The sequence below is a fragment of the Pseudomonas sp. DCA-1 genome (genome assembly GCF_046523955.1).
Classification (GTDB): Bacteria; Pseudomonadota; Gammaproteobacteria; order Pseudomonadales; family Pseudomonadaceae; genus Aquipseudomonas; species Aquipseudomonas putida_Y.
This window is the reverse complement of the sequence record NZ_CP169881.1, coordinates 1,705,001-1,728,301: the sequence shown is the minus strand read 5'-3', so window position 1 is coordinate 1,728,301 and position 23,301 is coordinate 1,705,001. Positions and strand designations below refer to the sequence as shown.

At 60.7% G+C, this 23,301-nt stretch carries 20 protein-coding genes and 1 rRNA gene (1 of these 21 running past the window's edge); 9 read left to right on the top strand and 12 right to left on the bottom strand.

From position 1 onward, the window contains the following. Positions 1-117 precede the first annotated feature (117 nt). Complete coding sequence (locus ACE4QZ_RS08250) at positions 118-654, top strand: Bro-N domain-containing protein (RefSeq protein ID WP_103463481.1); 537 nt, start codon at positions 118-120, stop codon at positions 652-654. Positions 655-953: 299 nt separating this feature from the next. Here the strand turns inward: ACE4QZ_RS08250 and ACE4QZ_RS08245 are convergent, their stop codons facing one another. After that, a complete protein-coding gene (locus ACE4QZ_RS08245) occupies positions 954-1,241 on the bottom strand; it encodes a type II toxin-antitoxin system RelE family toxin (protein ID WP_103463480.1) in 288 nt (95 codons plus the stop codon). Then, the gene (locus tag ACE4QZ_RS08240; RefSeq protein WP_103463479.1) at positions 1,231-1,470 is read right to left on the bottom strand and encodes a type II toxin-antitoxin system RelB/DinJ family antitoxin; all 240 of its coding nucleotides are present in this window, start codon (positions 1,468-1,470) and stop codon (positions 1,231-1,233) included. Before ACE4QZ_RS08240 ends, ACE4QZ_RS08245 begins: the two co-directional genes overlap by 11 nt. A gap of 758 nt (positions 1,471-2,228) precedes the next feature. Here ACE4QZ_RS08240 and ACE4QZ_RS08235 point away from each other — a divergent pair. The 8 genes from ACE4QZ_RS08235 (at position 2,229) to ACE4QZ_RS08200 (ending at position 10,524) form a co-directional block, all read left to right on the top strand. Continuing rightward, entirely contained in the window at positions 2,229-3,467 is a 1,239-nt protein-coding gene (locus ACE4QZ_RS08235) for an OprD family porin (RefSeq protein WP_021784481.1), read from the top strand. A 551-nt stretch (positions 3,468-4,018) separates the two neighbouring features. Beyond that, positions 4,019-4,825, top strand: a complete 807-nt coding sequence (locus tag ACE4QZ_RS08230; RefSeq protein ID WP_021784480.1) for an NAD-dependent epimerase/dehydratase family protein — start codon at positions 4,019-4,021, stop codon at positions 4,823-4,825. 21 nt (positions 4,826-4,846) lie between these two features. Continuing rightward, complete coding sequence (locus ACE4QZ_RS08225; protein ID WP_021784479.1) at positions 4,847-5,728, top strand: glucurono-1,5-lactonase; 882 nt, start codon at positions 4,847-4,849, stop codon at positions 5,726-5,728. A gap of 65 nt (positions 5,729-5,793) precedes the next feature. Next, positions 5,794-6,765, top strand: coding sequence for a TRAP transporter substrate-binding protein (locus tag ACE4QZ_RS08220; protein WP_021784478.1), 972 nt, complete (start codon positions 5,794-5,796; stop codon positions 6,763-6,765). 65 nt (positions 6,766-6,830) lie between these two features. Beyond that, complete coding sequence (locus ACE4QZ_RS08215) at positions 6,831-7,358, top strand: TRAP transporter small permease (RefSeq protein ID WP_021784477.1); 528 nt, start codon at positions 6,831-6,833, stop codon at positions 7,356-7,358. Beyond that, positions 7,359-8,639 carry a TRAP transporter large permease gene (locus ACE4QZ_RS08210; protein WP_021784476.1) on the top strand — a complete coding sequence of 427 codons (1,281 nt, stop codon included), beginning with the start codon at positions 7,359-7,361 and terminating at the stop codon, positions 8,637-8,639. A 66-nt stretch (positions 8,640-8,705) separates the two neighbouring features. Continuing rightward, positions 8,706-9,629: an EamA family transporter gene (locus ACE4QZ_RS08205; RefSeq protein WP_103462092.1), complete on the top strand. Its 924-nt coding sequence runs from the start codon at positions 8,706-8,708 to the stop codon at positions 9,627-9,629. Between the two features lie 25 nt (positions 9,630-9,654). Beyond that, positions 9,655-10,524: an aldose 1-epimerase gene (locus tag ACE4QZ_RS08200; RefSeq protein ID WP_103462091.1), complete on the top strand. Its 870-nt coding sequence runs from the start codon at positions 9,655-9,657 to the stop codon at positions 10,522-10,524. A gap of 73 nt (positions 10,525-10,597) precedes the next feature. On the opposite strand, the gene ACE4QZ_RS08195 is transcribed toward ACE4QZ_RS08200, so the two are convergent. From ACE4QZ_RS08195 to ACE4QZ_RS08150, 10 genes are all read right to left on the bottom strand, one after another. Then, entirely contained in the window at positions 10,598-11,494 is an 897-nt protein-coding gene (locus ACE4QZ_RS08195; RefSeq protein WP_021784473.1) for a LysR family transcriptional regulator, read from the bottom strand. 108 nt (positions 11,495-11,602) lie between these two features. Next, a complete protein-coding gene (locus ACE4QZ_RS08190; RefSeq protein WP_103462090.1) occupies positions 11,603-13,639 on the bottom strand; it encodes a pyridoxamine 5'-phosphate oxidase family protein in 2,037 nt (678 codons plus the stop codon). Positions 13,640-13,666: 27 nt separating this feature from the next. Beyond that, positions 13,667-14,296, bottom strand: coding sequence for a glutathione S-transferase family protein (locus ACE4QZ_RS08185; RefSeq protein WP_103462089.1), 630 nt, complete (start codon positions 14,294-14,296; stop codon positions 13,667-13,669). Positions 14,297-14,469: 173 nt separating this feature from the next. Further along, entirely contained in the window at positions 14,470-15,021 is a 552-nt protein-coding gene (locus tag ACE4QZ_RS08180) for a UPF0149 family protein (RefSeq protein WP_021784470.1), read from the bottom strand. Between the two features lie 91 nt (positions 15,022-15,112). Further along, the gene (locus ACE4QZ_RS08175; RefSeq protein ID WP_103444810.1) at positions 15,113-16,102 is read right to left on the bottom strand and encodes an asparaginase; all 990 of its coding nucleotides are present in this window, start codon (positions 16,100-16,102) and stop codon (positions 15,113-15,115) included. Further along, positions 16,099-17,253: a hypothetical protein gene (locus ACE4QZ_RS08170; protein WP_021784468.1), complete on the bottom strand. Its 1,155-nt coding sequence runs from the start codon at positions 17,251-17,253 to the stop codon at positions 16,099-16,101. The genes ACE4QZ_RS08175 and ACE4QZ_RS08170 overlap by 4 nt, the downstream gene beginning before the upstream one ends. 10 nt (positions 17,254-17,263) lie before the next feature. Further along, positions 17,264-18,160, bottom strand: a complete 897-nt coding sequence (locus tag ACE4QZ_RS08165; RefSeq protein ID WP_021784467.1) for a nitrilase family protein — start codon at positions 18,158-18,160, stop codon at positions 17,264-17,266. A gap of 145 nt (positions 18,161-18,305) precedes the next feature. Then, the gene (locus tag ACE4QZ_RS08160; RefSeq protein ID WP_021784466.1) at positions 18,306-20,240 is read right to left on the bottom strand and encodes a flavin monoamine oxidase family protein; all 1,935 of its coding nucleotides are present in this window, start codon (positions 20,238-20,240) and stop codon (positions 18,306-18,308) included. 142 nt (positions 20,241-20,382) lie between these two features. Next, the gene (locus tag ACE4QZ_RS08155; protein ID WP_410480428.1) at positions 20,383-22,026 is read right to left on the bottom strand and encodes an acetolactate synthase large subunit; all 1,644 of its coding nucleotides are present in this window, start codon (positions 22,024-22,026) and stop codon (positions 20,383-20,385) included. Between the two features lie 352 nt (positions 22,027-22,378). Then, a 23S ribosomal RNA gene (locus ACE4QZ_RS08150) occupies positions 22,379-23,301 on the bottom strand; it runs 1,970 nt beyond the window's last position.

Sequence of the window (23,301 nt, the reverse complement as noted above, 5' to 3'; positions counted from 1 at the left end):
GCTGCCCATCTTTGGTTAGGTGGGGTTTATGGAGCGCTTACGTCAAATCCGATAGTTACAGGCTTTTCGCACATGCGTCTCGCCTGTGCCATGCTCAAACGACCACGGAGGCCAGCCATGACTGACCTTCAAAAACCCTCTCTCTTCACCCGCCACAACCGCCCTCTCCACACTCTCTGGCTCGAATCCCAAGCCTGGTTCTGCGCCCACGAACTCGGCCGGCTGAGCGGTCACTTTTTCGACGAACACTGCATGCGCAAGCTTGACCCGGATCAGTACCGCACGGTGCAACTGCTGCGCTATGGCAAGTACCAGGAGACCACCATGGTCAGTGAGTCCGGGGCCTATACCTTGCTGGCGCATCACCATGTACCGGAGAACCGCCATTTGCGCCGGTGGCTGACACATGAAGTGGTAGCGGTACTGCGTGATATTCAGGCAGGTGGGGTGGACGATGCGCCGAGGCTGGGGCAGATGTGCTGGCCTGGTGGACGCAGCGCTACGTTGTTGTATTGGCAGAGTGAGCCTTGGGTGAAGATGCGGGATATGCCGGTGGTGCTGGCCGGGGAAGTGGAGCTGCAGGGGCCGGCTGAGAAACGCAAATTGAGCTGGCGTGAGTGCGCTCAGCGGGCGCTGCGGATGCATGGGGTTTAGCGGGCATTGTATTGCCTGTGCTGGCCTCTTCGCGGGTGAACCCGCTCCTACAGAGATCGCAGTTTGCCGGGATTACCCGGCAAGCTGGTCTGCCTGACTTGGCAATGAGCCCTCTGGGCTGATGGGGGACCTGTGCGGGTTCATCGAGGCGTTGAACCGCCGCGAACACCGGCGAAGCCGGTGCCATACACCGAGTTGGATTCTTCGCGGGCATGCCCGCTCCCACAGAAGTAGAGCTCTAGCTTTGAGGCGGTGATTTACCTTGAGATTGCGACCTGGGACCGCCAAATCCTTGAAGCCTACTCAAGTCGCTCAGCAGCCTTTTTGTAAGCTTGGTCTCTTTCACGACGATCGACAGCGACGACAAAAACCACGATCTCTTGGTCAATGACCTGATAAACCAGCCTGTACCCACTGCTGCGAAGCTTTATCTTGTAGCAATCCGGCAGCGAGTGAAGGCGGTTTGCCTCGATTCGAGGGTTCAGCAGGACCTCTGCCAGTTTCTTCTTGAACTGCTGACGCACGGTATCGCCCAGCTTCTTCCACTCTTTCAATGCGCGGGCATCGAAGTCGAGGCTATAGGTCATCCAGCTGGACCCTCACGCGCTGCGGAGAAGCAAGCCGCTCTTGTGCAGTGGCAATGAGGTCTTCATCTTCCTCGGTCATCAGGACCGGCCGAAAGGGTAGCTTGCCCCGCTCAGCTACATATTGCAGGGCCTGGCGCATGAGTTCGGAGGGGGTGACACCGAGGCGATCGAGCTCTTTGTAGGCGCGGGCTTTGAGATCATCGTCGACGCGGATATTGATAGAAGCCATGACATAGCCCTCATGTAAAGACGATTGTCATTACAATGCACTGATCTTGGCTATTCTGCAATGGCAGTTTGTCTGCCGGAAGTGACCACAGCGCCATTCCCTTCAAATGAAGAGGCCTCGCCCCTGCCGACAGGAGGGGTACGGCACCAGCAAGGATGCCGGGACTGGACATGCCAGTCTAAGTGGTCAAGGGCGAGGCCAGATCTGAAGATAGCGCAGGCTCGGGGATGGGACCACCACTGATCCGATTTGATTTGTAACCCTGTCCCCGGTTTGCGGTGCGAGGCAGCCGATGGGGTGGATGGCATGGGCTTTACCCGTGTTCGCGGGCAAGCCCGCTCCTACCAGTAGATCGTGTACGGGCGTGGCATGGAGCAAGACAGTTGTAGTATGTCTGCAACGCGTTCAGGGTAGAGCCTCTGCAGCTCAGTTTTGGCGTCCAGGACCCTATTTGCTCTGCGATCAGCCGTTGACAGCCCACTTCCCCCCTGCTAATAATCGCCCATAGTTGTACGACAACACATAACAAAAACAACAATCCGTGGACGAACCCATGTCGACACCCATCCCGCTGCACCCACGCCTGTTGCACACCCCTCTTCCCCCGGCCAGCTCGCGTACCCCAGCCAGTACGTAGCGCCCGGTTACCGCGCATTCACCCCTGGCCCTGACCGGCCCGTTATCTACCCGCCCCTACCGCAGGCCGCTTGCGCGTGCCCGGTGGACGGGCTGCCACACCCTTAGGGAGCACAACAATAATGAAAATCTGCCACACCCTGCCCTTCGCCCTGCTTGGCGCCGGGGTTATCGCCGGCCTGCCGGGCACCAGCCTGGCTGCGGGATTTGTCGAAGACAGCAAGGCCACCCTCGGGTTGCGCAACTTCTACATCAACCGCAACTTCACCAACCCCAGCAACCCGCAAAGCAAGGCCGAGGAGTGGACGCAAAGCTTCATTCTCGATGCCCGCTCGGGGTTCACCGAAGGGCCCATCGGCTTTGGCGTTGATGTGCTGGGGATGTGGTCGGTCAAGCTCGACGGTGGTGGCGGCACTTATGGTACGGCGTTGCTGCCTCGCCATGACGATGGCCGGCCAGCCGACGATTACGGGCGCCTGGCAGTGGCGGGCAAGGCGCGTATTTCCAAGACCGAACTGAAGATCGGTGAATGGATGCCGGTGCTGCCGATTCTGCGTTCGGACGACGGGCGTTCGTTGCCGCAAACATTTCGTGGCGGGCAGGTGACCTCCAACGAAATCGCCGGGCTGACCCTGTACGGCGGCCAGTTCCGCGGCAACAGCCCGCGTAACGACGCGAGCATGGAAGACATGAGCTACGGCGGCGGCGTGTCGGACCGCTTCAACTTCGTCGGCGGCGAGTACAAGTTCAACCAGGACCGCACGCTGGTGGGGCTTTGGAATGCGGTGCTGAAGGACGTGTACCAGCAGCAATACCTGCAACTGAGCCACAGCCAGCCGGTGGGTGACTGGACCCTGGGTGCGAACTTGGGCTACTTCCATGGCGACGAGGACGGCTCCGAGCGCGCCGGGCAGCTGGACAACAAGACCTACTCGGGGATGTTCTCGGCCAAGTACGGCGGCAGCACCTTCTGGGTGGGGCTGCAGAAAGTCGATGGTGATACCTGGATGCGGGTGAACGGCACCAGTGGCGGGACCTTGGCCAACGATAGTTACAACTCCAGCTTCGACAATGCCAACGAGCGTTCGTGGCAGGTGCGCCATGACTTCAACTTCGTCACCGTCGGGGTACCGGGGTTGACCCTGATGAACCGCTACATCAGCGGGCGCGATGTGCACAGCGGGGGCGTGACCGATGGCAAGGAGTGGGTGCGTGAAACGGAGCTTGCGTATGTGATCCAGAGCGGGGCGTTCAAGGATTTGAGCGTGAAATGGCGTAACTCGTCGATTCGCCGGGATTACAGCAATAACGAGTTCGATGAGAACCGGTTGATCTTCAACTATCCATTGTCGCTGCTCTGATCAAGACCTGCGGGTTTACCCGCGAATACGGTGGCGATGGAAACGGTGAACGACAGGTGGAGATTGGCCAGCAGGGCCGGCCCTTTCGCGGGTGAACCCGCTCCTACAACGGCCTGTGCCCAACCACCGACCTGTGTCCAACATTGATCAGGTGTAGGAGCGGGTTTACCCGCGAATACGGTGGTGGCGGCAACGGTGAACGACGGGTGGAGATTGGCCAGCAGGGCCGGCCCTTTCGCGGGTAAACCCGCTCCTACAACGGCCTGCGCCCAACCACCGACCTGTGTCCACCATTGATCAGGTGTAGGAGCGGGTTTACCCGCGAATACGGTGGTGGCGGCAACGGTGAACGACGGGTGGAGATTGGCCAGCAGGGCCGGCCTCTTCGCGGGTAAACCCGCTCCTAAGGGCGACCGCGCAGGCCTTTCGTATTTTTACACGCGAAAAGGCCGGCAAAAGCCGCCCAAGCCTCATTGACAACACACAGAACCACCGCCAATAATCAGCCAAGTCATACGACAACCTACAACAATTAACAACAAGAGCTGGCCATGACCACTACTCCCTTCAATCGCCTGCTGCTCACCGGAGCCGCAGGCGGCCTGGGCAAGGTCCTTCGCGAACGCCTGCAAGGCTACGCCGAGGTCCTGCGCCTGTCTGATATCAGCCCCATGGCCCCGGCCGCGGGCCCGCATGAAGAAGTCATTACCTGCGACCTGGCCGACAAGGCTGCGGTGCATGCCCTGGTCGAGGGCGTAGACGCCATCCTCCACTTCGGCGGGGTTTCTACCGAGCACGCCTTCGAAGAGATTCTCGGCCCGAATATCTGCGGCGTGTTCCACGTGTACGAGGCGGCGCGCAAGCATGGGGTCAAGCGCATCATCTTCGCCAGCTCCAACCACACCATCGGTTTCTATCGCCAGGATGAGCGCATCGACGCTCACGCGCCGCGCCGTCCCGACAGCTATTACGGGCTGTCCAAGTGCTACGGCGAAGATGTGGCCAGCTTCTATTTTGACCGCTACGGCATCGAGACCGTCAGCATTCGCATCGGCTCGTCGTTCCCGCAGCCACAGAACCCGCGCATGCTCTGCACTTGGCTGAGCTACGACGACCTGGTGCAGTTGATCGAACGCGGGCTGTCCACCCCCGGCGTTGGTCACACCATTGTCTATGGCGCGTCCGACAATCGCACCGTGTGGTGGGACAACCGCCATGCCGCGCACCTGGGCTATGTACCCAAGGACAGCTCCGAAACCTTCCGCGCTGCCGTGGAGGCCCAACCGGCCCCTGCCGCCGATGACCCGAGCATGGTCTACCAAGGCGGCGCTTTCGCCGTGGCCGGCCCGTTCAACTGACCCCAAGCCAAGAGGCACGGCATGAACTGCGAACTAATCGTCGACGCCCGCAACGGTACCGGCGAAAGCCCTGTGTGGCACCCCGGTGAACAGGCCTTGTACTGGGTAGACATTCCCGCTCGCCAGTTGCATCGCTGGCAAGCGGCCGATGGCAAACACCAGTGCTGGCAGGGCGACGAGATGCTGGCCTGTATAGCCCGCAGCGGTCAGGGTTGGGTTGCGGGCATGGAAAGCGGCATCTTTCAGCTCCAGGCCATGGCGGACGGCAGCCTGGACAGCCGGCTGCTCAGCAACGTGCAGCACGCTCAGGCCGGCATGCGCTTCAACGATGGCCGCTGCGACCGTCAGGGCCGCTTCTGGGCCGGGACCATGCTGCTGGACATGCAGCAAGGTGCCCACGTGGGCGCGCTGTACCGGCTGGACGGCGAAGGCCAGCTGCACCTGCAGCAGGACGGCATGATCGTGCCCAACGGCCTGGCCTTCAGCCCCGACGGCATGCGCATGTACCTGTCCGACTCGCACCCGAACGTGCAGAAGGTGTGGGCTTTCGACTACGACATCGACAGCGGCACACCGCACAACAAACGGCTGTTCATCGACATGCGCGACTACCCCGGCCGCCCGGATGGTGCCGCCATCGACCAGGACGGCTGCTACTGGATCTGCGGCAACGACGCCGGGCAGATCCACCGTTTCACCCCCGAAGGTCGCCTCGACCGATCGCTCCGCGTGCCGGTGAAAAAGCCGGCAATGTGTGCCTTTGGCGGCGCCAGCCTGGACATTCTGTACGTTACCTCGATCCGCCCCATGGGCATCGACCTCAGCGACCAGCCCCTGGCTGGCGGGGTATTTGCCCTCGACCCTGGCACCAAGGGCCTGGAGGAACCTGCCTACCGGGGCTGACGCCCCCTAGCCATACCCACACTTGTACCCACGAAACCAGATAATAAAAACCACGGAGTTTCATCATGACGTTCAAACGCAAGCTGCTCCTTGCCGTACTCCCGTTCGCCTTCAGCGTGGCCATGCCTGCTTCGGCGCTGGACATCAAGTTCGCCGAAATTCACCCGGCCGGGTACCCGACCGTGGTGGCGGAACAGAACATGGGTAAAAAGCTGGAAGACGCCAGCAATGGCGAAATCACCTTCAAGATGTTCGCCGGCGGCGTTCTGGGTTCTGAAAAGGAAGTGATCGAACAGGCACAGATCGGTGCCGTGCAAATGACCCGTGTCAGCTTAGGGATAGTCGGCCCGGTGGTGCCGGATGTGAACGTGTTCAACATGCCGTTCGTGTTCCGCGACCATGATCACATGCGCAAGATCATCGACGGCGAGATCGGCCAGGAAATTCTCGACAAGATCACCAATTCCGATTTCAACCTGGTAGCCCTGGCCTGGATGGATGGGGGCTCGCGCAGCATCTACACGAAAAAGCCGGTACGCAGCCTGGAAGACCTCAAGGGCATGAAGATTCGCGTACAGGGCAACCCGCTGTTCATCGACATGATGAACGCCATGGGCGGCAACGGCATCGCCATGGACACCGGGGAAATCTTCAGTGCCCTGCAGACTGGCGTGATCGATGGTGCCGAGAACAACCCGCCCACGCTACTTGAGCACAACCACTTCCAGAGCGCCAAGTACTACACCCTCACTGGCCACCTGATCCTCCCGGAGCCGGTTGTGATGTCCAAGACCACCTGGAACAAGCTCAGCCCCGAGCAGCAGGCGCTGGTGAAGAAGGTGGCGCGTGAAGCACAGATGGAAGAGCGCGCGCTGTGGGATGCCAAGACCGCCGCCAGCGAAGAGAAGCTCAAGGCCGCCGGTGTCGAGTTCATTACCGTCGACAAGAAGCCGTTCTACGACGCCACCGCTTCGGTACGCGAAAAATACGGCGCGCAGTACGCCGACCTGATGAAACGTATCAACGCTGTCCAGTAACCGCGCCCCTTCCCGAACGACCTCGGCAGCGCGGCGCCCGCCGCATTGCCGCTTTGGTGATGCCCATGAAAAACCTGTTCCTGCGTGTGAACGACACGCTGTACTGCACCTGCACCTGGGTTGCCGGCCTGTCGATCCTGACCATGTCACTGATCATTCCGTGGGGCATCTTCGCCCGCTACGTGCTCGGCACCGGCGCCAGCTGGCCGGAGCCAGTAGCCATCCTGCTGATGGTGGTGTTCACCTTCGTCGGCGCCGCCGCAAGCTACCGGGCCGGGGCACACATGGCGGTGACGATGATCACCGACCGCCTGCCACCGCTGCAGCGCAGCCTGGCCGCGCTACTGGTGCAAGTGTTGATGATTCTGGTGTGCGTGTTCATGACCTACTACGGCACCAAGCTGTGCATCACCACCTGGAACCAGTTTCTGGCGTCACTGCCGGGGGTGCGGGTGGGCATGACCTATGCGCCGATCCCGATCGGTGGCGTGCTGACCCTGGTCTTTGTGCTGGAAAGGCTCCTGCTGGGCGATCAGAGCCACCGCAAGGTAGTGCGCTTCGACCACCTGGAAGAAAACGAAGGAGCAGCATAAATGGATGCGTTCATTCTGTTGGGCAGCTTCATTGCCCTTATTCTGCTGGGCATGCCAGTGGCCTACGCCCTGGGCCTGTCGGCGTTGATTGGCGCCTGGTGGATCGACATCCCGCTGCAGGCGATGATGATCCAGGTGGCCAGTGGGGTTAACAAATTCTCGCTGCTGGCGATTCCGTTCTTCGTGCTGGCCGGTGCGATCATGGCCGAAGGCGGAATGTCACGGCGACTGGTGGCGTTTGCCGGGGTACTGGTGGGCTTCGTGCGTGGCGGGCTGTCGCTGGTCAACATCATGGCCTCGACCTTCTTCGGCGCAATCTCCGGCTCGTCGGTGGCGGACACCGCGTCGGTGGGTTCGGTGCTGATCCCGGAGATGGAGCGCAAAGGCTACCCGCGCGAGTTCTCCACCGCCGTGACCGTCAGCGGCTCGGTACAGGCGCTGCTGACTCCGCCCAGCCACAACTCGGTGCTGTACTCGCTGGCGGCGGGCGGTACGGTTTCCATTGGCTCGCTGTTCATGGCAGGTGTGATGCCCGGGTTGCTGCTGAGCGCCGTGATGATGGGCCTGTGCCTGATCTTTGCCAAGAAGCGCAACTACCCCAAGGGTGAAGTGATCCCGATGCGCCAGGCGTTGAAGATAGCCGGCGAAGCGCTGTGGGGCCTGATGGCCATGGTGATCATTCTGGGCGGCATTCTGTCGGGCATGTTCACCGCGACCGAATCGGCAGCAGTGGCGGTGGTGTGGTCGTTCTTCGTGACCATGTTCATCTACCGCGACTACAAGTGGCGCGACCTGCCCAAGCTGATGCACCGCACGGTACGGACCATCTCGATCGTGATGATCCTCATCGGCTTTGCTGCCAGTTTTGGTTACGTGATGACGCTGATGCAGATCCCGTCAAAGATCACCACGGCGTTTCTGACCCTCTCGGACAACCGCTATGTGGTCCTGATGTGCATCAACTTCATGCTGTTGCTGCTGGGCACGGTGATGGACATGGCGCCGCTGATCCTGATTCTTACGCCGATCCTGTTGCCGGTGATCACCGGTATCGGCGTGGACCCGGTGCACTTTGGCATGATCATGCTGGTGAACCTGGGCATCGGGCTGATCACACCGCCGGTGGGCGCCGTGCTGTTCGTCGGCTCAGCCATCGGCAAGGTGAGCATCGAGTCGACGATCAAGGCAATGCTGCCGTTCTACCTGGCGCTGTTCATGGTGCTGATGGCGGTGACCTACATTCCGGCCATCTCGCTGTGGCTGCCCAGTGTGGTGCTGTAAATAAAACCGGGGCTGCGATGGGCTGCAAAGCAGCCCCCTTGGCCCTACCTGCAACGGATCCTGCACATGGCTGCCCCCTCCTCGGCTGTACCTCTATTCCCGCGCAAACTGGCAATCGCCTTGCTGGCCCTGCTGGCCTGTTCATTCGCCGGCAACCACATTGCCGCTCGCATCGCATTCGACGACGGCACCGGCGTGCTGCTGGCCATTCTCTGCCGTTCAGGTATTACCTTGCTGGTGCTTGCCTGCCTGCTGCTGTGGCAACGCCAGGCCCTGAGCCTGCCCGCCGGTACCCGGCACTGGCAACTGCTGCTCGGCCTGCTGATCGCCACCCAAAGCCTGTGCCTTTATTCGGCAGTCGCACGCATTCCGGTAGCCTTGGCGCTGCTGGTGGGCAACACGTTCCCGATGCTGCTGGCGCTGCTCACCTGGGCACTGGGCGGTGCACGCCCCACCGGCCGCACGGTGTTGTTCATGGGCCTGATTCTGTGCGGCCTGGTACTGGCGCTGGATGTGCCGGCACACCTGGCCGACAGCGCTGCGGCCAACCCGCACTGGGCACTAGGGGTAAGCCTGGCTTTCGGCGCGGCTTGTGCCTTTGCCTGTGCCTTGTGGATCACCGACCAAAAACTGGCTGCCGTGCGCGGCCCTGTACGCAGCCTGCTGACCCTGCTGATCGTGTTCTCCAGCATGCTGGTTGCAGGCACAAGCGGGGTGATCCCATCCGGTTTGTCACTGCCAGGCAGCAGCAGTGGCTGGGCGGCCCTGGCCACTCTGGTAGTGCTGTATGGCCTGGCCTTCAGCTTGCTGTTCGTCTGTGTCCCTCGCCTGAACATGGCGCAGAACGCACCGGTAATGAACGTTGAACCCATCGCCACGTTGTTGCTGGGCTGGGCCTTGCTCGACCAGCACCTGAGCACTGTGCAGCTGGTCGGCGGCGCGGTGGTGGTGTGCGGCATCGTGCTGCTCACCTACCGCCGGGCCAATTGATTGATCTTCCACAAAGGAGCCCTGCATGGCTGTGACCGAACTGCACCTGCAAGACCGCCTGACACACCTGAGCCTGGCCCCGGAAATCGGCGCCAGCCTGGTCAACTGGCAGGTAAAGGCGACCGGGCAGGCACTGCTGCGCCATACCGACGCGGCCGCGCTGGCCAGCGGTACACCCCGACGCCTGGCCTGCTACCCGCTGGCGCCGTGGTCCAACCGTATTGCCGAGGGTGGCTTTGCCCGGCCCGAGGGGTGGCAGGCACTGTTACCAAATACCGGGCATGACCCTTACCCGATTCATGGCAGTGCCTGGCAACAGGCCTGGCAGGTAGAACACCACAGCGAACAGCAAGCTCGGTTGACGCTGGACAGTGCCGTGCCGTTTGCCTACCAGGCCACGCTGGATGTGCACCTGCATGAGGGTTGCCTGAACCTGGACCTGCATGTGATGCACCAGGGTGAGCCAGCTACCTGGTATGGCCTGGGGCTGCATCCCTACTTTCCGCGGTATCCCGATACCAAGTTGTACGCAACTGCGCGCAAGGTGTGGCTGGCCGAGGATGGGAGGTTGCCTTCGTACGAGGCCGAGGTGCCTGAGCAATGGCGTTTCAATGCCATGAGGCGTTTGCCCGAGGCAGTGGTTGATCACGCCTTCAGTGGCTGGCCAGGGGAGTGCGTGATCGAACAGCCCAGCGCGGGTTATCGACTGGCGTGCAGTGCCAACGAGGCTGGACACTTCTTGCTGTTTTGCCCGCAAGGACAAGGTTTTTTCTGCTTTGAGCCGGTTAGCCACCCCATCAACGCGCACCACCTGCCAGGGCGGCCAGGGTTGCGATTGTTGCACCGGGGGGAGGCAATGAACCTGGCGTTCAGGATGCAGTATCAGGCGTTGTGAGCGGGTTGCGTGAAAAACGGCCGCCACGGTATCAAACATTGTTTCGCATCATTTCTCGACGCGATGCAGGTTCTCAATCCAGCTGCTGATCGCGCAAACCTTGCGCCAGCATGTCGATAAAGGCCCTGACCTTGGCCGAACCGTACTTGCTTTCGCGGTGCAGCACATGAATGGGCCAGGGCGCCTCTTCGTACTCGGCCAGCAGCACCTGCAGCTGCCCGCTGGCCAGTTCGTCTACGACCTGATACGACAGCAGCCGGGCAATGCCCAGCCCGCCGCTGGCAGCGGCGATTGCCCCGTCATTGCTGGTTACCGTCAGCCGTGGCTTCATGCGCACCAAGGTCGGCTCGTCGGTCACGCCGAAGCGCCAACCGGCCCGCGGCGACAGGTTGGTGGTGCCGATTACCGCGTGCCCGGCCAGGTCAGACGGGTGCTTTGGCACACCATGACGCGCCAGGTAGTCGGGGGAGGCACACAACATGCGCCGCACCCTGCCCACCCGCAGCGCCTTCAACCCGGAGTCGGGCAACGGCCCGATGCGCACGGCCACGTCCATGCCCTCCTCGACCATGTTCACCACGCGGTCGAGGAAGTACGCGGAAACATCGACTTCCGGGTACTGCTGCAGGTAACGGACGATGCACGGCATGACGAACTTCCTGCCGAACAGGATCGGCGCGGTCACCGCCAGATCGCCCCTGGGGGTCGCGTTGATGCCGGCAGCGGCTTCATTGGCCTCGTGGATGCTGGCGAGGATGTGCCGGGTATCTTCCAGATAACGGCCGCCGGCCTCGGTCAGGCGCACGCTGCGAGTTGTGCGCAGCAACAGCTTGACCCCTAGCTGCTCTTCCAGGGCGCTGACGGCGCGGGTGACAGCGGCCGGGGAAATGTCCAGACGGCGGGCAGCCGCGGCGAAGCTTTCCAGCTCGCCGACGGCGACGAACACCTTCATCAGGTGGATCTGGTCCATGCGGGCTCCTGAGGGCTATGGGGCGTGCGGATTATCTTTCATCTGGATGCCTGGTGTTAGCTGTGCCGGCCTCTTCGCGGGCAAGCCCGTTCCTGCGACTGGCTTGAATCAAACATCCAGCACCAGCGCCTGCATCCCCTCCTCAACTTTCGCGGGCACAGCACAACAGATCAGCACCGAACCCGCCTCCGGCAGCTCTGCCGGCGGATTTGGATAATGCACCTGGCCGCTCACCAGTCGGGTCTTGCAGGTACCACACGAGCCACCCCGGCAACTGAACTCCGGGGCCAGCCCACGCGCCTCGGCCAGTTCCAGCAAGGTGCCGCTACCGGGAACCCAGCGTGCCTCCTTGGCCGACGCGGCAAAATACACCGGCACCGGTTCGTCAGCGGCAGGTGGCTGTTGCAAGGTTGGCTGGTCTGCATCGGTGTGCCGCCGCAGCGTCGACGGGCCAAACGCTTCGGCGTGGATCCGCGCATCCGGCACATGCACCCCACGCAGCCCTTCGTAAAGTTGCTGGGTGAAGCTGCCCGGCCCACACAGGTAGAAATCGTAGTCGTCCAACGCCAGCGTTGCCTTGACCTGTTCGATACCCAACCGACCGGCGAGCTCATAATCACGGCCGAGCTGCGCGTGCCCTTCAGGCTGACTCAGGGCGCGGTGTACATGCAGCAGATCGCCAGCCTGTTGCCGCAAGGTCGTCAGTTCCTGCTGGAACGGCAAGTCAGCCAGGCTGCGTGCGCCATGGAACAGATGAATGCGCCGAGTCTGCCCCGTGCTCAACTGCTGGCGCAGCATGGCCAGCAACGGTGTGATGCCCACGCCCGCGCCGATCAGCACCAGCGGCCGCGTGCTTTGCTGGTCAAGCGTGAAGCTGCCCACCGGCGGCCGTACATTCAACACATCGCCGGCCACAACGTGCTCATGCAGATACCGCGAAGCCGGGCCCTGGGCTTTGACGCTGATGCGCAAGAACCCATCGGCCGGGGCACTTGAAAGGCTGTAGGTACGAATCAGCGCCGCTTCGCCATCACGCGGCACTTGCACAGGCAGATGCTGGCCAGGGGCAAAGGCCACAGGGAGGCCTGCCTGTGGCTCAAGATAGAACGAGCGGATATCGCGGCTTTCCTGCTCTACCCGCAGCACACGCCAGGCCAGCCATTGGCGCTGTTGTTGCCGCTGCTCCAGGCGCGCATCGGCCTCGGCCCAGGTACCGGTCATCAGACTGGTCGGCGCGTATTCCTTGAAAGCCCAGCGCAGGGCAACGGCAGCCGGACGCCACACTACCTGCTCGACCTGCAGTGTCCATAACCGCTCCGCGCCTTCAAAGGCCTGGATGGCCGGGCTGTCCAGCAGCACCTCGGCACGCCCGTACAGTTGCAACACATTGCCATTTTTAAAGTCGATGAACAGCAAGCCGGCCCGCGGGTTGACCACCAGGTTACCCAAGGTGTTGAAATGCAGATTGCCAGCATAGTCGGGAATGGTGAGCCGATTGCCTTCGACCTTGATGAAGCCTGGCCGCCCACCACGGTGGGAGACATCCACCGAGCGCTGGCCGTCAGCATGCTCGACATAGCTGGCGACGAAGAAGGTATCGGCGGCCTCGATCATGCTGACGGTTGAGGTATCCAGTGTTGTCGCATCGAAGCGCCCGAGGGCGGGTTCGGTGACGCGGGTGTAGTCACGCAACTGGATGTACTGCGGGCAGTTGCCAAACGCCTGCTCTACGGCCACTTGCAGTTGCCCCTGTGCAGCGTGGCGGATCTGCCCGTTGATGCGATTGCGCCGACGGGTGTGCAGTTCGATCCCCAGCAGACCGACGGCCTGCCCGGCTGCCAACCCGGGGGTGGCGGGGTCCTCCGCTGGCAAGGTGGTGTGGATCGTGAGCATACGAGGGTCGGGCGAGCTTACGAACCCTTCTGGCCCTTCCAGCAGCGTGGCCCAAGGCCGGCCCTGGGCATCCACGCTGGCGGCGACCATGAACGGTAACTGGTGATAGAACGCTCGGTGCTGGTCGGGCATGTGGTCACGAATGACCTTTTGCCCGAACGCCTCCATGCGTTCTGCTACACCGACCTTTTCCTGCAGGGTCTTTTCACCCGCATGCCAGGGTGAGGGGCGGTGATCAGGAGACTGTTGCATGGCGGCGTTCCTCGCGATGGCGGGGTTTCAGGCGTGGGTTTGCAGCCCGATCACGGTGCGCGGCATGGGGACGAAACGCGGCAGTGCCTCGATCCGCGCCAGCCAGTTGCGCACATTGGCATACGGCTCCAGCGACACGTTGCCCTCCGGGGCGTGAGCGATGTAGGAGTAGTTGGCAATGTCCGCGATCGTGGGTGTGCTACCCGCCAGGAATGGCGTGTTTGCCAACTCGGCATCGATCACCTTGAGCAAGGTGTGGGCTCGGGAAATCACCTCGTCGGTATTGAACGAAGCCCCGAACACCGTGACCAGGCGGGCGGCTGCCGGGCCAAATGCCAGCGGGCCGGCGGCGACCGATAGCCAGCGTTGCACACGGGCAGCGGCGGCAGGTTCTTCGGGCAGCCAGGCACCGTTGTCATACTTTTTGGCCAGATAGACGAGGATGGCGTTGGAGTCGGCAATCACCGTGCCGTTGTCATCGATGACTGGAACCTGGCCGAACGGGTTGAGGGCAAGGAAGTCCGGCTGCTTGTGGGCGCCTTTGGCCAAGTCGACGAACACCAACTCTGTGGGCAGGTTCAGTAGCGAGAGCATCAACTCGATGCGATGGGCATGGCCAGACTTGGGGAAGTTGTACAGCTTGATCGGGTTCGACATGGGCTTGGCTCCTGGTCAGCGCCGGGATGGGGCTGATGGAGCACATGCTGCACTGGATCGGCTGGCAGCAGAATCAGTGCGCAGGGGAAACCATAATTTCGCGGGGCGGAATAATGGTTTCCAAACACTGCGCTGGCGCCCGCAGGTGAGCGCTAGCCGATACAACTATCAGATCAGTGCAGCTTTTTGAAATGCCGGAACAACCCACGCGCAGCCTCGACCACCTGCGGCACGCAGGCCTGGATATCCTCTTCGCTCATCTGGTCCAGCAGCTCGAAATTATCCTCCAGCCCATGTAGCGAAATGGCCTTGAGCAGCAAGGCCTGCTCCGGTGGCAACTCGCCCCAACCGGCAATCTGGGTACCGCGCATGTAGCCGAAACACCACTCCTCCATCACGATCACAGTGCCCTGCTCGCCTTCGCGTTCCTCGAACAGCGGTTCGAACTGGTCGACCTCATTGCTCAGTTCTTCTGCCACCTGGCTGGCATAACGCAGCATCAATGCCGTGTAGGCCTCCTCATGGGCGGGCTTCTTGAACTTCGGTACCTTGCCACCCGCCACTGCGGGCAACCATTGTTCCGGGAGGACAGTGACCGGCGAACTGGCCAACGCGACGAAAAAGCCATTGAGCTCGGCCAGGTTCAGCACCGAGTAGTCATTGCCATAGGTGATCAGCAGGTCTTCGAGGCGGTCGAGTTCTTTTTCGCTGAGTACGGGGAGCATGGGTAAGAATCCTGGGATGCAAAAGTGTGTGCACCCTAGCACAGCAACGCCGGAAGGGCTGCCCGCGCGAATGATCGCGCGGGCAGAAGGCTCAGGAGTGCAACCAGTCCTGCAGCTCATGCTGTCGGCCGGTGCCGATCAGCAGCCACAGCAAGATGCGGCATTTGCGCGGGCAGAGTTGCCCAGCCATGTACACGCCTTTTTTCTGCAGGTCGATCTCTGCACCAGCAAACCCGTAGGTTGCCCGGGCTGTAGGCCCTCTCCCTGTGCGCGTAGCAACCATGACCGGCACGGTGGGCGCCAGGTGTTCCAGCACTTCGGACCAACTGGCGGAAACATGACCAGCACCGAAACCGGCGATGACCACCCCCTCATAACCCAATGTGGCCACAGCCTGCAGCAGCGCCGTATCTGCGTCCAGGCAGGCTTCCAGCAGGGCAACGCGCTGGTCGGTGCGATACGGTAACGGCAACACCTCCCGTCGCCCGGGCGGATGGCGATACAACACATCACCCTCCACAACGTCACCCAACGGGCCAAATCCGGGCGACTCGAATGCCGCCATCGCCACGCTGGCCGTCTTGCGAACCCTTGCCGCGCTGTGGACCTGATCGTTCATGACCACAAGCACACCTCGCCCACGGCTGTGTTGTGCCAATGCAACCTGAGCCGCAGCCAACAAGTTGGCCGGCCCATCATTGCCCGGCTGACTCGCCGAGCGCATGGCACCGGTCATCACCAATGGCACATCGAATGACCAGAGCAGGTCCAGGAAATAGGCCGTTTCCTCAAGGCTGTCGGTCCCTTGGCTCAATACCAAGGCCTGAGCCCCGCGCTCCACTTCGCCCCGGGCCCATGCCAACACCTCCAGCAACGTCGCGAAGCCCAGCGATGCACTGGGGAGCAGACACAATGAAGCAACGTTCAACTGCGCCATCTCGCGCAACTGTGGAACCTGAAGCAGTTGCCGCTCACAATCCAGGCTTGGCGTCACACCACCCCCGACAGCACCGGCCCGCATACTGACCGTGCCGCCCAGAGTGGCGATCGACAGCCTGGGCAGGCTCGAATGTTCACTCATGCTGCTCCCCCCACAAGCAATCCGGTTACAGGCACGATTCCCAGCGTGCAGACGGCCATCGACATCACATTGCCGATGTAGCCATGCACATAGGCCGGCAACCGCTGAGTGATCGCCACTGCCAGCGGCGGAGCCACCAGTGCACCCAGTACTGCACTGATCACCACCACTTGCCAGCTGCCGCCATGTGTCAACACCGCAGCGGGGACGATCGACACAATCGGAATGTAGGTAGGGTACCACCCACGGGCTTTCCACTGTCCACGCCAGCATACAACCCCGACCAGGGATGCCAGGGCCTGCCCGGCCACTATTTGCATCACCAGCATAGAACCGTAGGACAGTGCAGCCGGGCTCAACAGGTAAGCCAGCAACACACCCAGCAGTAGCCCGAGGCTGGCCAGTTCATTACCAAAGAATGGGGCTTCGCTGAAGTCGGCCAGAACGCGCCGCAAAGTCCAGACCACACCGTAGTCAGGCTGATTGACAACCGGCTCCACGACGGTGGGTTCACGGCATTGGCGTACCCATGAAGGAAAGCGCTTGCACAGGATGAAGGCCACGACGCTTGCCACAGCCATGCCACTCACATTGCCCACTACCACGGGCAACTGCAGGGGATAACACAGGTAATTGACCATCAGCAGGCTGGCCGGTGTTACCAGTAGAGCCCCCAGTAGCGCCCCCGTGATCGTCACCCGCCAGCCCGCACCAAAAAGCAAGACCATGGCTGCCGGCAATGACACGAAGGCAACGAAGGTAGGTTGCCAAGTACCACTGGCCAAGGTCCATCCCCACAACACATGACTTAGCAGCAAGCCCAAAAGCGAGCTGGTAAACACCCATGGCCATAATCCGCTGCCATAGCAAATGGCAAAGCCCTGCCAGCGGTATCCTCGCAGCTGCGCCCAGTGCGCCAGGCACGCGCCCAGCAGCAAGCCAAGCGCGGGCAGTTCGTGCTTGTAGAAAGCCACTTCACTGATATCACCAACAATCCAGCGCAAGCGGCTGAGCGGCTCATCGAGCGTCGCCACCCTCTGTGCATAATCCAGCCATTGGCCATGGGCAAGGCTTGCAGCGAAAAACACCAGCAGGCAGCCGAACATCAACACAAGCCAATGCTGCTGTCGTGAGAAGAAGAGCGTGTTCATTCGCAATTCCTCAGCGTGGCATAGGTGCATGCAAGCGATAGCCAAGGGTGGCATCGTAGAGGTCGGTGCGCCGGTCTCTTGGCAGGTCGTTGAGGCTGTTCCAGATCGGTGCCGAGCGTGCACTGCTCAAATCGACATCGGCATAGATAATCTCCTCGGCTTCTGCACTGCCCACCTCGCCGATCGGCCAGCCATTGGTACCGGCGATCAGCGAGCAGCCCAGGAAGCGCCCGCCCCGCTCGCTGCCGACACGGTTCGCGGCGGCGATATAAACGTTGTTGACATGGGCTGCCGTCATGGTCAGGTACGAAGCCATACAACGCCCTGCATCATCGAACAACGGCGGCGGGGTCCATACCCAGTTGTTGAGGCTGCAGATGATGTCGGCGCCTTGCGCGGCCATCACCCGGGGTACTTCCGGGAACCAGATGTCCCAGCAGATTAGCAGGCCGATACGGCCGATAGGCGTCTCGAATACCGGAAACCCCAAATCTCCGGGGGTGAACCAAAGCTTTTCCTGGTTCCACAGATGCGCCTTGCGGTAGTGCCCAAGCAGGCCTTCGGGGCCAAACAGCACTGCACTGTCGTAGAGCTTAAGCCCGTCGCGTTCGGCAAACCCCGCAGCCAGGTATACCTGGTATTGCTTGGCGAAGTCGGCCCAGGTTTTCAGGCAAGGGCCGTCCTGCAGCACCTGCGCATGGGAATAGGCTTCGGCACGGGAATTGAAGGTGTAGCCCGTGTTGGCCAGTTCAGGCAGTACGATCAGGTTGGCGCCTTCGCGTGCTGCGCGCCGGGCCAATGCCAGGCCTCTGCTCACGTTGCTCTCACAGTGCTCAAGACCGACCTGAGGGTCGTACTGGATGACAGCGATACGTACGGGGCTGACGGGGGAACAGGATTCAGACATGGCGGCTTCCTTCTTGTGGTTGTTTTGGAAGGACGCCAGTAAAGCGATGTTGGGTCAGGGAGCGACAGTCAGGAGAGTCCTATGGGACCAAAGGAAAGTCACATAATGGCAGTAGGACTCCCCCTACAAAATGGCCCGTACGCCGTTATTTCCCAACCTGATAGTGGGGGTAGTACTCGAGGGTAAAGCCACCATTGAACTCGGCTGACGTGTTGTTGCAGAGGTTGATGACCGTATCGATTGCCGTGCGCAAACACGGCTCGGTCCATCCAGCGTCAACTGAGAAGGACTCGCCAGCCAGATACAGCCCTGAGCGCGCACTCAGGTCTCGGTTGTATTTCATCAGGTTTACAGCATCAAAGTAGGTACCTGCCCTATACAACTTCGCGCACCCGAGCGCATTTCGATCTGTGATCCAACGCTGTATGCAAATATTTCGAGTATCGACGTAAGGTGAAATAGCCTCCCCCACATTGGTGCAGCGTAGAAGGATCCGATCGAGCTCCTTCAGACATTTACTCGCCAACTCCGCATCAGAGAAGGCTGCCAATTTGGTAGCGTCATCCTCCCAGGTATAACTGAGGAGAATGCAGTCATCTGGATAGCTATCGTTGTACCGATAGGCATAGACATCGTGCACAAAGCTATCGGTAATCAGAATTTGCGGCATCGGCTTGCGGTCGAGGAAACTTTTCTTCAACGGTGCATAGACCTTGCAACTGGTCTCCCAATGGGCATGCTTCCAGGCATCGATAATCGGCTGCGGCAACATCTGGCGGGTGAAGCCGCTGAGGCTGATGTTGGTTTCGATCAGCCATGACGGAGTGGTCATGATTACGCTGTCGAAGTCTTCATATTCGGTGCTCTCGTGTAACGGATCACTGCATCGCCAACGGTATCCGACCCGAATACGGCCACTTTCCAGCTTCTGCACCGCACACACGGACGTATCAGTCAGTAGCCCATCACTTGTTTTCAGAAGATGTTCATATAGCGAGATCCCACCCATGCCGACCTCTAGGTGCAAAAGGCTTTCGTCGAGGGCCGCAAGTCCGAGATAAGCTGGCCCTTGAAACGGCAATCCCCTGCTATCAGGGATATTGTTTGCTTCAAGATGCGGCGCAGTGTAAGGCACCCCTCTTGAATCCACACGGCCATGCACCAACTGCAAGTGACTGCTGAAGCCAAAGATTGCCGTACGTAGCGGGTACAGGCAGCAAACATCATAAAAGGCTCCCCAGCTGCCATCGCCAATACCGATTGCATAGAAAATGGCTGACTCGTCACTGCTCATGCCCAAACCGCCAAAGTCACCGGGGTTTTCAGGGTCCCAGGCAGCAAGGGCGGGCAAATGCACCAGATCCCTGAACGACAGTCGATGATAGCGTTCGACGATTTCCCGCCATATCGACTCCCAGCTTGACGTGCCATAAACCGCGGCAACATGCTCAGCAAATTGCTGAGCATAATTGCGCCATTTCTCGTAGACCTGTTGCAAGACTGCCGTAGGGGGTGGGGTTTCGCCTGACGGATTACGCCAGATCAAAAGACCCGGGTCACCTTCCCCTTCTAATTGACCTTCGCGAAGATAAATTCCCGTAGCATTCACCCAAGGTGTACCTGGGTTAGGGAAGTCAGAAATCCGCAGCTCGAACAGCTTTGCGTAATAGGCCATGAGCGAGCGACCCTCTTTAGGCGACTCTCCAGTCCTATTGAAGAACGGCATGCGCATCGCCCCCATTTCAAAAGGGGTTGCAGGTTGCTTGTGGCTTGCTGAGCTGTTCACGACCGTCAGGTGTCGCCCGCCTACACGCCGGGACTGCTCAATCAAGGTGATACGGTTGAAACCACAGCGCAATAACTCGCGGGCAGCAGTCAGCCCGGTAACTCCGGCACCGACGATGCAAATGCGGTGATCGGGTTGTGTGGCACGTGCGACGCCGCCCTCTTGTTCGAGAAGCCGGCGGTAGTCGAAGCAGAGATCCGGGGGATTAGGGAAACGTGCGGCCCATGGCTGCATAGGCAGTGATGGGTCGATGGCCAGATCGGCAGGAGGGTTGTGTGTCGAACCAATAGTCATGTTCTCGGGTTCTCCATGAGTAGAGAACCTGAGAATGATCAATTGCAACAGGCGTGAAGTGGTTGCCATCTACCACCCGCCGACACCTACAGGATCTGAGATACCTGTGGGTGCCGGCTTACAGCGATAAGGTCGTCAGGGCTTACACCGCCAGCGCGCGCTCACGCAGCTCGCTGTTGAGGATGCGGTCGTTCTCGCTGTAATCGACCGGGCAGTCGATCATGTGCACACCCGGGGTCTTGATGCAGTGCTCCAGCAGCGGCAGCAGGCCTTCGGCGCTTTCCACGCGGTGGCCGTTGGCGCCGTAGGCTTCGGCATACTTGACGAAGTCCGGGTTGCCGTAGTCCAGGCCGAAATCGGTGAAGCCCATGTTGGCCTGCTTCCAGCGGATCATGCCGTAGCCGTCGTCACGCAGGATCACCACGGTGATGTGCATGCCCAGACGTACTGCAGTTTCCAGTTCCTGGCTGTTCATCATGAAGCCGCCGTCGCCGCACACCGAGATTACCGGGCGGTCCGGGTGCACCAGGTGCGCAGCCATTGCCGATGGCAGGCCGGCGCCCATGGTCGCCAGGGCGTTGTCCAGCAGCACGGTGTTCGGCTTGTGCGCCTTGTAGTTGCGGGCGAACCAGATCTTGTAGATGCCGTTGTCCAGGGCGACGATGCCTTCGGATGGCAATACACGACGGATGTCAGCAACCATGCGCTGCGGGTAGACCGGGAAGCGGTCGTCGTCGGCGCCTTCGGCGATCTGTGCTTCGTTGGCTTCACGGATGGCCATCAGGCGGGTGAAGTCCCAGTGCGAAGTCTCGGTCAAGGCTTCGCCGATCTGCCACACGGCGTTGGCGATGTCGCCGATCACTTCCACCTGCGGGAAGTACACGGCATCGACTTCGGCAGAGCGGAAGCTGATGTGGATGACTTCGGTGCCGCCACGGACCATGAAGAACGGCGGCTTTTCGATCACGTCGTGGCCGATGTTGATGATCAGGTCGGCCGCTTCGATGGCGCGGTGGACGAAGTCACCGGACGACAGGGCAGCGTTACCCAAGAAGCGCGGGTGGCGCTCGTCGACCACGCCTTTACCCATCTGGGTGGTGATGAACGGGATGCCAGTCTTGTCGATCAGTTGCTTGAGGACCTTAGCGGTCATCTTGCGGTTTGCGCCGGCACCGATCACCAGGATCGGGCTGCGGGCCTTCTGCAGTTTTTCGACGGCAGCTTCGATGGCCACGTGCTCGGCCAGCGGGCGGCGGTGCAGGCTGCGCGGGATCGGCAGCGCGTCGGTCTGCTCGGCGGCGATGTCTTCCGGCAGCTCCAGGTGCACCGCACCCGGCTTTTCTTCTTCGGCCAGGCGGAAGGCTTCGCGCATGCGGGCGGGGATGTTGTCGGCCGAGGCGAACTGGTGGGTGTACTTGGTGATGGGGTCCATCATGCCGCACACGTCAATGATCTGGAAGCGACCCTGCTTGGACTTCTTGATCGGCTTCTGCCCGGTGATCATCATCATCGGCATGCCGCCCAGGTAGGCGTAGGCGCTGGCGGTCACGAGGTTGGTGGCACCAGGGCCGAGGGTCGACAGGCTGACGCCGGTCTTGCCGGTCAAGCGACCGTAGGTGGCAGCCATGAAACCTGCAGACTGCTCGTGACGGGTCAGTACCAGCTTGATCTTCGACTTGCGCAGGGATTCGAGCAGGTCGAGGTTTTCCTCACCGGGGATGCCGAATACATACTCGACACCTTCATTTTCCAGGCATTGCACAACGACATCGGCGGCCTTGGCCATCTTGCTTGCTACCTCAAGTGATGGGACGGTGGAAGTCCAGGAATGCGCAGCACGGTACGCTGGCATCGCCAGGTCCAAGAGCAGAAGTGCCCCGAACCAGAGTCTTGACGTAGGGGGGGCGCGGAAAAGTCACGTTAAGGTAACGGGAATATTGTCGCAGCCTGAGATGGTCTGTGGGAGGCGACGTGGCCTGGAGGGTATACGCCCCTGCCTGGCGTTGCACCATTCTCTGTAGGAGCGGGTTTACCCGCGATCACCGGCGAAGCCGGTGCCCTCCACCGAGTTGCCTGCTTCACGGCATGCCCCACAGCAATTCGAGCAGGCCCGGAATTTTTGGCCCACAGGGTGTTATATGGTCAAGCCTCACGGGCAATTAGTATTGGTTAGCTCAACGCCTCACAGCGCTTACACACCCAACCTATCAACGTCGTAGTCTTCGACGGCCCTTTAGGGGATTCAAGATCCCAGTGAGATCTCATCTTGAGGCAAGTTTCCCGCTTAGATGCTTTCAGCGGTTATCTCTTCCGAACATAGCTACCCGGCAATGCCACTGGCGTGACAACCGGAACACCAGAGGTTCGTCCACTCCGGTCCTCTCGTACTAGGAGCAGCCCCTCTCAAATCTCAAACGTCCACGGCAGATAGGGACCGAACTGTCTCACGACGTTCTAAACCCAGCTCGCGTACCACTTTAAATGGCGAACAGCCATACCCTTGGGACCGGCTTCAGCCCCAGGATGTGATGAGCCGACATCGAGGTGCCAAACACCGCCGTCGATATGAACTCTTGGGCGGTATCAGCCTGTTATCCCCGGAGTACCTTTTATCCGTTGAGCGATGGCCCTTCCATACAGAACCACCGGATCACTAAGACCTACTTTCGTACCTGCTCGACGTGTTTGTCTCGCAGTCAAGCGCGCTTTTGCCTTTATACTCTACGACCGATTTCCGACCGGTCTGAGCGCACCTTCGTACTCCTCCGTTACTCTTTGGGAGGAGACCGCCCCAGTCAAACTACCCACCATACACTGTCCTCGATCCGGATAACGGACCTGAGTTAGAACCTCAAAGTTGCCAGGGTGGTATTTCAAGGATGGCTCCATGAGAACTGGCGTCCCCACTTCAAAGCCTCCCACCTATCCTACACAAGCAAATTCAAAGTCCAGTGCAAAGCTATAGTAAAGGTTCACGGGGTCTTTCCGTCTAGCCGCGGATACACTGCATCTTCACAGCGATTTCAATTTCACTGAGTCTCGGGTGGAGACAGCGCCGCCA